Source organism: Microcystis sp. M179S2 (assembly GCF_020245805.1).
GTDB lineage: Bacteria > Cyanobacteriota > Cyanobacteriia > Cyanobacteriales > Microcystaceae > Microcystis > Microcystis aeruginosa.
Genome location: NZ_JADBUE010000167.1, coordinates 1 through 11,119, shown reverse-complemented (window position 1 = coordinate 11,119; position 11,119 = coordinate 1). Strand labels below are relative to the sequence as shown.

At 44.7% G+C, this 11,119-nt stretch carries 10 protein-coding genes and 1 pseudogene; 4 read left to right on the top strand and 7 right to left on the bottom strand.

Annotated features, from left to right (window positions below; genetic code table 11):
- A pseudogene (locus IM500_RS10050) lies at positions 1-239 on the bottom strand (hypothetical protein); the annotation flags it as partial.
- A gap of 341 nt (positions 240-580) precedes the next feature.
- Here IM500_RS10050 and IM500_RS10045 point away from each other — a divergent pair.
- On the top strand, positions 581-2,434 hold the full coding sequence (locus IM500_RS10045; protein WP_190723667.1) for a hypothetical protein: 1,854 nt from the start codon (positions 581-583) through the stop codon (positions 2,432-2,434).
- A 104-nt stretch (positions 2,435-2,538) separates the two neighbouring features.
- Here the strand turns inward: IM500_RS10045 and IM500_RS10040 are convergent, their stop codons facing one another.
- From IM500_RS10040 to IM500_RS10025, 4 genes are all read right to left on the bottom strand, one after another.
- The gene (locus IM500_RS10040) at positions 2,539-2,880 is read right to left on the bottom strand and encodes a DUF760 domain-containing protein (RefSeq protein ID WP_190723666.1); all 342 of its coding nucleotides are present in this window, start codon (positions 2,878-2,880) and stop codon (positions 2,539-2,541) included.
- A 193-nt stretch (positions 2,881-3,073) separates the two neighbouring features.
- Positions 3,074-4,237, bottom strand: coding sequence for a GuaB3 family IMP dehydrogenase-related protein (locus tag IM500_RS10035; protein WP_287738238.1), 1,164 nt, complete (start codon positions 4,235-4,237; stop codon positions 3,074-3,076).
- An 82-nt stretch (positions 4,238-4,319) separates the two neighbouring features.
- Entirely contained in the window at positions 4,320-4,556 is a 237-nt protein-coding gene (locus IM500_RS10030) for a hypothetical protein (protein WP_287738236.1), read from the bottom strand.
- Between the two features lie 90 nt (positions 4,557-4,646).
- Complete coding sequence (locus tag IM500_RS10025; RefSeq protein ID WP_287738235.1) at positions 4,647-5,336, bottom strand: lecithin retinol acyltransferase family protein; 690 nt, start codon at positions 5,334-5,336, stop codon at positions 4,647-4,649.
- An 80-nt stretch (positions 5,337-5,416) separates the two neighbouring features.
- On the opposite strand from IM500_RS10025, the gene IM500_RS10020 reads away from it, so the two are divergent.
- Both IM500_RS10020 and IM500_RS10015 read left to right on the top strand, forming a co-directional pair.
- Complete coding sequence (locus tag IM500_RS10020; protein ID WP_002735880.1) at positions 5,417-5,650, top strand: hypothetical protein; 234 nt, start codon at positions 5,417-5,419, stop codon at positions 5,648-5,650.
- A gap of 22 nt (positions 5,651-5,672) precedes the next feature.
- On the top strand, positions 5,673-6,167 hold the full coding sequence (locus IM500_RS10015) for a phosphoribosyltransferase (protein ID WP_039899628.1): 495 nt from the start codon (positions 5,673-5,675) through the stop codon (positions 6,165-6,167).
- A gap of 82 nt (positions 6,168-6,249) precedes the next feature.
- Here the strand turns inward: IM500_RS10015 and cydB are convergent, their stop codons facing one another.
- Entirely contained in the window at positions 6,250-7,263 is a 1,014-nt protein-coding gene (cydB, locus tag IM500_RS10010; protein ID WP_287662238.1) for a cytochrome d ubiquinol oxidase subunit II, read from the bottom strand.
- An 8-nt stretch (positions 7,264-7,271) separates the two neighbouring features.
- A complete protein-coding gene (locus IM500_RS10005; protein ID WP_287738234.1) occupies positions 7,272-8,699 on the bottom strand; it encodes a cytochrome ubiquinol oxidase subunit I in 1,428 nt (475 codons plus the stop codon).
- 232 nt (positions 8,700-8,931) lie between these two features.
- On the opposite strand from IM500_RS10005, the gene mnmG reads away from it, so the two are divergent.
- Entirely contained in the window at positions 8,932-10,839 is a 1,908-nt protein-coding gene (mnmG, locus tag IM500_RS10000; RefSeq protein ID WP_287738233.1) for a tRNA uridine-5-carboxymethylaminomethyl(34) synthesis enzyme MnmG, read from the top strand.
- Positions 10,840-11,119 lie beyond the last annotated feature (280 nt).

Genomic DNA, 11,119 nt, shown 5'->3' with positions numbered 1-11,119 from the left:
TTAGGTTTCGGTCCCCTTTTAGATGGTGAATTAGAGTCGGCTTCAACACTTTTTACTGATTCTACCATCTTTCTATATGTTTGTTTATACACACCGAAACGGCGTTTGAATTGTTCATCTGATAAGTTTTGATAATCCATATTTTTGCTAATAAACATAGCAAAAGTATAGATGATACTAAATCCCGTTATTAAAGACTGATTATCTATTCCTGCTTTTGCATGAGTGCCTATCCTCATAAGTAGCCTATACTCAACGGATTTAGTATGATTTCCTGACCTAAGATCACATTTTATTCTTTTTTCCACTTCCATCTAAAAATTGAGAAAAAAGCCAAACCCTCTATTATACAATAAAAAAATTAGGCAAGGGGTCTAGTGAAGTCGCTGGTTTCGCTCTAATCTTTACGGGGCAAGTCTTTCAACCGATTTTACTCCTTCACTCCCGAAAAATTGAGCGAACGATGAGTCCTGACTCGGAGAATACTGACTCGGAGAATACTGACAGCTTTCTTTTGCCTTTGGCCTTTTTACTTGCTATAAAGTAGGTTTATTGAAGAAGTGGAGGGAATCATCATCCTATGGCGATAATGACAAAATCATTTAGACAAAGACTGGCAGAGATTTTCGGGTTTGACCTGCGATCGCTGGCTTTATTTCGCATTGCCTTGGCGTTAGTGGTTTTAGTGGATTTATCGGTTCGTTTTAGCCAAGTAACTGCCCATTACAGTGAATTAGGGGTTTTACCCCTAGAAAGCTTATCGAAAGTCTCTGCCAGTCCTTTTTACTGGTCTATTTTTGCTCTCAGTGACTCGGTGCTGGTGCAGAGTATCCTGTTTATTGTCGCTATAGCGATCGCATTATTGCTTTTAATTGGCTATCATACCCGTTTAGCCACGATCGCCACTTGGGTGCTAATCGTCTCTTTACATCATCGCAACCCCCTGTTACTATTTGCCGCCGATGACGTAATCCGGGCAGTATTATTCTGGGCGATGTTTTTACCCCTCGGTGCCTGTTATTCCGTGGAAAGTGCCTTAAACACCAATCCCAACCCCCTACCCAAGCGTGTGGTTTCGGCTGCCACGGTGGCTTTTATGATACAGGTGTGTTACATCTATATGTGGTCAGTGGTCTTTAAACTCAAAAGTGAGACTTGGTGGCCCGACGGTACAGCCGTTTATTACTCTCTTAGTTACGATCAATACGCTACCGCTTTGGGGAGTTTTTTACTGACTTTACCGCAGCAATTCCTCAAATTCCTGACAATTTCAGCCCTAGGCTTTGAATGGTTCGGTCCGCTATTGATGTTTGTTCCCTTTCGCAATAGTTTATTTAAAATAATCGCCGTAGTTTCCTTTATTTTCTTGCATACGGTTTTTGCACTGATTCTACATTTAGGGGTTTTCCCTTTCTTGAGTGTTACCTATTGGTTGCCGATCATCCCTAGCTTAGTCTGGGATTGGGGACAAAAACGGATAATAAACCCAGAAAGAGAAGGTTTAAGGATTAATTATGATCGAGATTGTGGATTTTGCAAGAAAGTTGTTCATCTTCTCCGCACTTTTCTCATTTTACCCGGCACTCCCCTGTTAGTCGCTCAGGATAACCCCTCAATATACGAGGATATGGTAGCCCAAAATTCTTGGGTAGTGGAAGATTGGCAGGGAAAACGTCGGTTTAAATGGTCAGCATTGGTTTATATTGTCAGTCTTTCGCCGATTTTCTGGTTTTTAGCACCAATTTTGCGTTTACCGCCCCTCATGTCCCTGGGAACGAGAATTTATGAGTGGATTGCCTCCCATCGTCGTTTTATGGGCAATTTCACCAAACCTCTCAAGTTTCGTCCCCTGACGATTAAATCCTCTTTACCTTTAAATATGTTGGTAATTTTCTTCTTCTTGTTGACCAGTATCTGGAATTTACGCAGTTTTGTCCGGCAATCGGCCATTAGAGGCGATTTAAATACACCTTTAATTCAATCCCTCGATCGCTTGCTCACCCGTCGTACTTTTAATACAATTGATATTCTGGCAAGAATAACTCGTTTAGACCAATATTGGACTATTTTCTCCCCTAGTCCGCCCCGGGATGATGCTTGGTTTGTGGCGGTCAGTAAATTAGCCGATGGTTCCACGGTAGATATATTTAGAGAAGGACAGCCAGTAATTTGGGATAAACCCACGGATAGCGATCGCAATCGTTTGTATAAAACCATGCAGTGGCGGGTATATTTTATTAATCTTAATCGAGCTATCGGTCGGTCAGTTTATGGAGAGTTTGGTCAGTATCTCTGTCAAAACTGGAATCAGCAGCACGGTAGGGATCAACAAATTAAATCCCTGCAACTTTATATCATGCGGGAAAGGACTGTCCCCCCCGGAGAAAAACAGGGAATCGAAAAAGAACTACTCTGGCAGCAAAACTGTCTTTAATCAGTTATCAGTTATCAGTTATCAGTTATTAACCAGATCAAAGTTATCTTGTAACTAAAATCTGATTGCTTCTTTTTCCCTTTCAAACTAACTACCGCTAAACCTTAAACATCGCTAGAACCACTCTGGAGACTAGCGAGAGATTTTTCAAAATTCATTCTCTGTTCGGCATTGCGGAGAAAGTAACCACTCATCATTGCTGAGGCCAATAACCGGCCCAGATGTTCGCGACTGGTACTGATAGTGACCCCGAAATGTTCCGAAGGAAGGTTGCCCAAAAGTCCGATAATGTTGCGTTCCATCACTTGGAAAACCTCTTGGGACTCCGGTTTCGAGAGTTGGGCGATTGTTTCTGGACTTAAGGTCTGGACATACTGCCACAAACTCTCGGAAAATTCACTATCGGTACCGAATAAATTGTCAGGGCGATCGTTTTCTCTATACACTTTTGATCTCCTTAACTCAATTTTTTTATAAACTATCCTTTTGGTTCTTCCAATTTAACAGTTTTTTGAGATAGTGGGAGTCGGTAGAACCGAACCTGAAGGGGATAGTCATCCCAAGAAGAAAATCCATCTCCGGCACAAATCAAAAACTGCCCCGAGAAGCAGATAACCGATCACTGTTCACTGATAACTTTTATTTACCCATACCTAACTGCTGGGCCTTTTGATAGACTTTACCCTCCGTCAGCAGCGAGGGGGCAATCACCACTTCCACCTGTTGCATTTCCTTTAAGTTCTTAGCACCCAAAGTTCCCATACTGGTTTTCAGCGCCCCCAAGAGGTTATGAGTACCATCATCTAATTTTGCCGGTCCAACGAGGATTTCGGCAATAGTTCCGGTACTGCCCACACTAATTCGGGTTCCCCGGGGTAGAACCGGACTAGGTGTGGCCATACCCCAGTGAAAACCGCGGCCGGGGGCTTCCAATGACCGGGCAATGGGAGAACCAATCATCACCGCGTCAGCACCACAGGCGATACATTTGCAGATATCACCGCCGGTAATAATGCCGCCATCGGCAATAACGGGGACGTATTTACCGGTTTCTCGGAAAAAATCGTCCCTAGCGGCGGCACAATCGGCCACAGCAGTGGCTTGGGGAACTCCCACCCCTAAAACGCCGCGAGAAGTACAGGCGGCCCCCGGACCGATACCGACTAAAACCCCGGCTGCCCCAGTTTTCATCAGGTTAAGGGCGACTTCGTAGGTGACGCAGTTGCCCAAAACCACGGGAATGGGCATTTCTTGGCACAGTTGCACTAAATCGAGGGGGGTGATAGCTTCCGGGGATAAATGGGCAGTGGAAACAACCGTTGCTTGGACAAAGAGAATATCGGCCGCTGCTTGGGCGACGATAGCACCGTATTTGACGGCACCGGCAGGGGTGAGGCTAACTGCCGCAATACCGCCTTTTTCTTGAATTTCTTGGATACGAAGCTCGATTAGTTGCGGTTTAATCGGTTCTGCGTAGAGTTCCTGCATTAAACCGACGAATTCTGATTTGCCGACCGCAGTAATGCGATCGAGAATCGGGTTAGGATCCTCATAACGAGTTTGAATACCTTCGAGGTTTAGTACCCCTAGCGCCCCCAACTCGGAGAGGAGGACGGCCATTTTAGTATCCACCACCCCATCCATAGCGCTGGCGATAATCGGGATTTCCCGCTCGATATTGCCGAGAGACCAACGGGTATCGGCTAAACTAGGATCGAGGGTTCGCACTCCGGGTACAAGTGCGATTTCATCGATACCGTAAGCTCTACGGGCTGTTTTGCCCCGACCAATAATTGTATCCACGTTTCTATACTATTTCAGACCTATTTAGCCTAGACTAGCAAATTTCGCACCATCTCGAAAAGCTTTTCGGTATTATGGCAGACTAGGCATCAGGAAAATAATCGCTGCAGTCGATCGCTTGTTCGGTGTTGGCGCTCCTGGGTTGTACACTACATTTGAGGCGATAATCGTTGGTAAAGTAGCGGCAGTGGGAGCAAGGGATGGAGTGCATCCGTCGGGCAACTTGCCAACTATCGCGCACGGCACTGGCTAAAGACCAGCAAACTAGAGCAATAATGGCAGCGGCGATTGAAAAACGTAAAATAATCCAGATTTCCATGGCGAGCAACTAAAATTACCTGATTTGGATGGGAATCAACCGAGGCAATTGGCAGAGGGTTAGATACTGAACAGTTTACTGACATCCAGACTAACCGTTAGCAATCACCAGACTTTTAAGAACATTTTCGGTCATGGCCGCTAGTTGATCCAATTGTTCCTGATGGCGTTTTGCCTGTTTTTTGGCTTCTACCTTGCGTTTCAGGGCTTCCCGGGCTAAATCATCGCGATTTCTGCTTAAAGCTTCGATCGCTACTCGATTCCATGTTTCTGCTTCTTGAAGGGCTTTTTTGTACTGGGGTTGAATTTCATCCCAACTGACCTTAAGATTGCTTAAAGCCCCTTTTAACAGAGTTTGGGCATTGTTGGGGTCGGCTCCGATGAGGGATTTTTTCAGAGGTTCGTAGAGTCCCACCGCTTGTAAATGGGTAATAATCGGGATAAATTCTTCTATCTGTTGACTTTTGCTAATACCGGTCTTACACCAAGTGGCAAAATGTTCGCAGTTGTTAAAAAGAAGATTATATTTCTGCTCCCCCAGACGACTTAGCGCCCTTTCTACCACCACATCGGGGATAAAGGAAAATCCCACCTCTACATGGCGCACCACATAGATTTTACCACCCCTAGCAAAGGTTTCTAGGGAAGTTCGTTCAACAATCTCGCTCGGTTTTCGGTAATGAATGACGCTACCATCACCGCAATCGATGCCATGATGGGCATAAACACCCTGAAGATTGAGCAATTCCCGATAGGCGTATATTTGATCCCCTCTAGCCATATTTTTTTAGTGATAAAGTAAACAAGGAGATTGTCTATTGACCCAGTTTTTCTAGTTATTACTCTTATATTTTAGAGATTATGGATGCTTTTAGTCCCTTTCCCCCTGACTGGACAGAGAATGCTGTTCACGCCTACAATTTTTGTTGTCCTTACTGTGGGGCCAAAGCTAAAGAAGCTCAGTCCGTTTGGATCAATCGCCGCGCTCCCGTTTTAGGAGAAGATTCTCGACGTAAATGGCAGGAATTCTATCATTGTCAATGCGATCGAGTTTGGTGGGCCTGGAGTAGTGATCGACCTGCCGAAAATAAGTAATTCTGAATCGGGAATGGAAAATATGGCCGATGTCTATGTTTCTTGGGATGAATACCATCGTCTGATCGAAAAATTAGCAGTAAAAATCGATCATTCTGGTTGGCAATTTGCTCAGATTGTCTGTTTAGCTAAGGGAGGATTGCGCGTCGGTGACATTCTCTGTCGTCTTTTTCGTCAACCCCTAGCCATTCTCTACGCTGCTTCCTACGGGGGGCAAAATCATCAAATTCGGGGAGAATTAACTATTTCCTCGAATTTAGCTATGATCGAAGCCAAATTAAAGAGTCCCTTGTTATTAGTGGATGATTTAGTCGATTCGGGAATCACTCTCCAAAAAACCTCGATTTTATTGCAGGAAAAATACGGGATTACCAATATCAAAACTGCGGTGATCTGGTACAAAGCGGCATCAAGAATCAAACCTGACTATTATGTGGAATATTACCCCGATAATCCTTGGATTCATCAACCCTTCGAGCGTTACGAGTTAATTACACCCAAAGACCTCCTAGAATAAATTCAGTTTAGCATCAGCGGTAGAGAGTTTCCCCTTAAAAATACCACCAAAGAAGATTCATATCTGAAATCGGCAACGCCATCTATTCTCCGTAGGATTCAGCAGTAATTTTACCCCGAAAAACGATGTAATTATAAACTGTATAAGCTAGTAAAATTGGGATTAAAAAACCCACAAAAGTCAGCATAAACACCAAAGAACTAGGGGCGGCCGCCGCTTGATAAATTGTCACTGACGGGGGAATAATATCGGGGAAAATCAACAATCCCAAACCGATAAAAGAGAGCATAAACAGCAATACTGTCCAGACCATGGGGGTGTTTTCTTCCTGTAGTTGCAAACTCCGCAGTAATAAACCCAGTAAGACCACAGCTAGAATCGGGATGAGGATAAAGATGTAAATTAGTCGAGGGTCAAATAAACGCTGACGGATATGGTCAGAAAGCAGCGGCGTACTGATGGTGATAAAGACAGCACCGATAAAAGTGGTAATAGCGGCAATTTTTGCCGTTTTATAGTGAACTTCCTGTAAATTACCCGTAGTTTTCAGAATTAGGTAAGTGGAACCCACTAAAACATAAGCTTGGATTAAAGTTAAAGAAACTAGAATCGATCGCCATGTTAACCAATCAAAGGGGCCGCCGGCAAAATGACCCAATTCATCCACTTTAATGCCCTCAAAAACCGCACCGAGGGCGAATCCTTGCCCCAAAGCGGCCAAAAAACTGCCGAGTCCGAAGGCATAATTCCAGAACAACTTGCGACGAGAATGTTCACGAAACTCGAAGGAAACAGCCCGAAATAACAGCCCCACCACCATAATCACTGCCGGCAGGTATAAAGCGTTTAAAATTGTCCCGTAAGCTAGGGGAAACGCCCCAAACAGGGAACCACCCATCAAAACAATCCAAGTTTCGTTAGCATCCCAAACATTGCCCAAACTGGTCATTAAAATACTGCGACGCTTCTCGGAGGAGGAAGTCAGGGAAAGAATTCCCACCCCCAAGTCAAAACCATCGAGAAGGACGTAGAGAAACAGGAATAAACCCAGAATAAAAAACCAAATTTGTGGCAAAAAATACTGTAACGGTTCCATAGTTCCTCCTATTGTTGCGCTTCTAGGGAACGAGGATTTAGTTCGGGTGAGGTCACTTTTTCCTCTTGAGTCCCCGGCAGTGGTAAGTTAAGATTGGGTCCCTGACGGATAATAAGACTGCCAAAATAGAGAGCAGAAACCAAGAAAACGACATAAATCGCCGTAATTCCGATTAAAGAGGTTAAAATCTCGCCTGCGGGCAGTTTAGAAGCAGCATCCACTGTCCGGATTTGATTGTAAACTGTCCAGGGTTGACGACCGACACAACGGACAATCCAACCGGTTTCAACCGCAAGATAACCCAGAGGGGCTGCAAAAACCCAAGCGCGCAGTAACCATTTTTGACTGTCGATTTTTTCGTTACTCAGTTGACCGCGCAGCCATTGCCCGACAGTTACAGCCATTAAAGAAGCAAGAAAAAGACCGATAGCGACCATAATCCGGAAGGAATAATAGATTAGCCCCACCATGTGCGGTCTGTCTTCGTATTTCCACGTTTTTAAGCCGAGAACAGGTTCCGATAACTTGGGTTTTAATTCCAAAAGATAACCCAAAGCATTAGGAATCTTCACTTCCCAGCTATTTGTCTCCGCTTTATCCTTGGGTAAAGCAACCAAACTCCAACCGGCAGTTTCTCCCGCAGGAATGGTTTCCCATTGCGCTTCCATGGCGGCTAATTTAGCCGGTTGATAGTGATACACTTGTTCGGCACTAAGATGACCGACAAAAATTTGCAAGGGAGCGATAACAATCGCTAGAGTAAGAACAATTTTGAGAGAACGACTAAAAAAGCTAATGTGACGTTTATTGAGCAAATACCAAGCACTAATACCACCAATGACGAAAAGAGAAGTTTCCAGAGTAGCGAAAAACATATGCAGGAAACTATTAACCATGAAGGGATTGAGAATCGCTTGTAGGTAATCCTGAACGATAAATTTACCATCCACGAAAATGCCACCGGCGGGGGTTTGCAGCCAAGAATTAGCGGTTAAAATCCAGAAAGTGGAAAGATTAGCCCCAAAAGCGACGAGAATTGTCGCTAGGAAGTGAATTAACGGGGGAACTCGTCCCCAACCAAACAACATAATTCCTAGAAAACTAGCCTCTAGCATAAAGGCCATGGTTCCCTCGAAACCGAGGATAGTTCCGAAAAAGTCCCCCACCGCTTCCGAAAAAGGCGCCCAATTCATGCCAAACTGAAAAGCCATCGGTAAACCAGAAGCAACTCCAATGCCGAAATTGAGAATGTAAAGTTTTGACCAGAAGCGAGCGTGATGATAGTAGTCAGGATTGCGGGTTTTTAGCCATAATCCTTCGACAATGACTAGATAAATGCCCATACCAGTGGTTAACACCGGCCAAAGCATATGGAAAATAGCGGTGACGGCGAATTGTATCCGCGACAAAGCAACGGGATTGGCAAGTAAATCCATGATTATAATCTTTAAACGATCGTGAAGATATGATAAGCACCTATAATACTTAGCCAGTAATGCCCTGAAAAGGCAAGGGTAAATAGGGATTATACAGATTGTTTTTAGATTTATGCGATCGCTTTGGTGTTAGTCAATGACTTAGTTAGTATTCTTGTATTATATTGAGAGGAAAACTCAGAAAAATTGCTAGAATATTAGCCTGATTAATTAATTTTCCCCTCGATCGAGTATGACTTTCTCCTCAGCCGCAGACTTTCAAGACGAATTTGATGTCATCGTCGTCGGGGCGGGCCATTCCGGCTGTGAAGCGGCCCTAGCTTGCGCCCGTCTCGGTTGTCGTACCCTTCTCCTCACCCTTAATCTCGATAAAATCGCTTGGCAACCCTGTAACCCCGCCGTCGGTGGTCCAGCTAAATCCCAATTAACCCACGAAGTGGACGCTTTAGGCGGCGAAATTGGCAAAATGGCCGACCGCACCTATCTGCAAAAACGGGTTCTTAATGCCTCTCGCGGGCCGGCAGTCTGGGCCCTACGCGCCCAAACCGATAAACGGGAATACGCGGCGGTGATGAAAGGTATCGTCGAAACCCAGGCAAATCTGGTTATTCGGGAAAGCATGGCCACAGACCTGATTTTAGGGGCAAATGAGCAAGTTTTAGGGGTAGAAACCTATTTCGGCACTTGTTTCGCCGCTAAAGCCGTCATTTTAACCACTGGCACTTTTTTAGGCGGCAAAATCTGGATCGGCGGCAAGTCTATGGCCGCCGGACGCGCGGGCGAATTTGCGGCGGTGGGTTTAACAGAAACCCTAAATCGTCTCGGATTCGAGACTGGTCGTCTAAAAACTGGCACTCCTGCCCGTGTGGATAAGCGTTCGGTGGATTACTCCCGCATGGAACCGCAACCGCCCGATGACGAGGTACGTTGGTTTAGTTTTGATCCCGATGTCTGGATCGAACGGGAACAAATGAACTGTCATCTCACCCGCACCACGGCGGCAACTCATCAATTAATCAGAGATAATTTACATTTATCCCCCATTTATGGCGGTTTTATTGACTCCAAAGGGCCGCGTTATTGTCCTAGTATTGAGGATAAAATCGTCCGTTTTGCCGATAAAGAAAGTCATCAAATTTTTATCGAACCGGAAGGGCGCGATATTCCCGAACTTTATATCCAAGGCTTTTCAACGGGACTGCCGGAAAATGTTCAATTAGCAATGCTGCGGACTTTACCCGGTTTAGAAAACTGTGTGATGTTGCGTGCTGCCTATGCAGTGGAATACGATTATTTACCGGCAACTCAGTGTTATCCAACCCTGATGACGAAGAAGATTGAGGGATTATTTTGTGCGGGACAAATTAACGGGACAACCGGTTATGAAGAAGCGGCAGCCCAGGGACTGGTGGCGGGGATTAATGCGGCGCGGTTTGCTTTAGGAAAAGAGTTAATTGTTTTTCCCCGGGAGGAAAGTTATCTAGGAACTTTGGTCGATGATTTGTGTACCAAGGATCTGCGGGAACCCTATCGAATGTTAACCAGTCGTTCCGAATATCGCTTAGTATTGCGATCGGATAATGCCGATCAAAGATTAACACCTTTAGGGCGAGAAATTGGTTTAATTGATGACCGGCGTTGGCAATTATTCCAAACTAAACAGACTAATATTATCGCCGAAAAAGAACGCCTACACGAAACCAGAATTAAAGAACGGGATGAAGTAGCAATCGCCATCGTTAAGGATACAGAACAAAAAATCAAAGGTTCTCTCTCTTTAGCGGATTTACTGCGTCGTCCTAGCTTGCATTATCTCGATCTTGATCGTTATGGTTTAGGTAATCCCGATTTAAATTTAGCCGAAAGAGAAGGGGTAGAAATTGAGATTAAATATTCTGGTTATTTGAAGCGACAACAAAATCAAATCGACCAAATTAGTCGCCACAGTAACCGTCATTTATCCCCCGATATTGACTACATGAAAATCGAAACTTTGTCAATGGAATCGCGGGAAAAATTAACAAAAATTAAACCCGCCACTATCGGTCAAGCCTCGCGAATTGGCGGAGTCAATCCTGCTGATATTAACGCTTTATTAGTATATTTAGAAATGCGGCAGATGTCGGCAGTTAAAAGTTAGGAAATAATCTCGATTTTAAGCGATCAAGAGTTATCATCGGCTGCTTAATTAGGGTTTGCTGAATAAATGTGAAATGTAGGCAAGGTAAGGGTTTTGTGGCTTTACGAGCGAAACAGGTGCAAGATTTTGAGAGAATCATGCTTCAAAACCTTGCGTCTTCATCGGCCCGCCTCCTGTAGGGGCGAAGCATTCGGGCAATAACCTATCGGTGACACCGTAGATTTTCTATCCGAATGCTTCGCCCGTACTTTTTGCCGCAAACCCTAAGTGGGTGGGTGGA

Bases quoted from the DNA above. Each gene is read 5' to 3' on its own strand.
- IM500_RS10045 (WP_190723667.1), top strand. From the start codon at position 581: ATGGCGATAATGACAAAATCATTTAGACAAAGACTGGCAGAGATTTTC.
- IM500_RS10030 (WP_287738236.1), bottom strand. From the start codon at position 4,556: ATGGAAATCTGGATTATTTTACGTTTTTCAATCGCCGCTGCCATTATT.
- IM500_RS10025 (WP_287738235.1), bottom strand. From the start codon at position 5,336: ATGGCTAGAGGGGATCAAATATACGCCTATCGGGAATTGCTCAATCTT.
- IM500_RS10020 (WP_002735880.1), top strand. From the start codon at position 5,417: ATGGATGCTTTTAGTCCCTTTCCCCCTGACTGGACAGAGAATGCTGTT.
- IM500_RS10015 (WP_039899628.1), top strand. From the start codon at position 5,673: ATGGCCGATGTCTATGTTTCTTGGGATGAATACCATCGTCTGATCGAA.
- cydB (WP_287662238.1), bottom strand. From the start codon at position 7,263: ATGGAACCGTTACAGTATTTTTTGCCACAAATTTGGTTTTTTATTCTG.
- IM500_RS10005 (WP_287738234.1), bottom strand. From the start codon at position 8,699: ATGGATTTACTTGCCAATCCCGTTGCTTTGTCGCGGATACAATTCGCC.
- mnmG (WP_287738233.1), top strand. From the start codon at position 8,932: ATGACTTTCTCCTCAGCCGCAGACTTTCAAGACGAATTTGATGTCATC.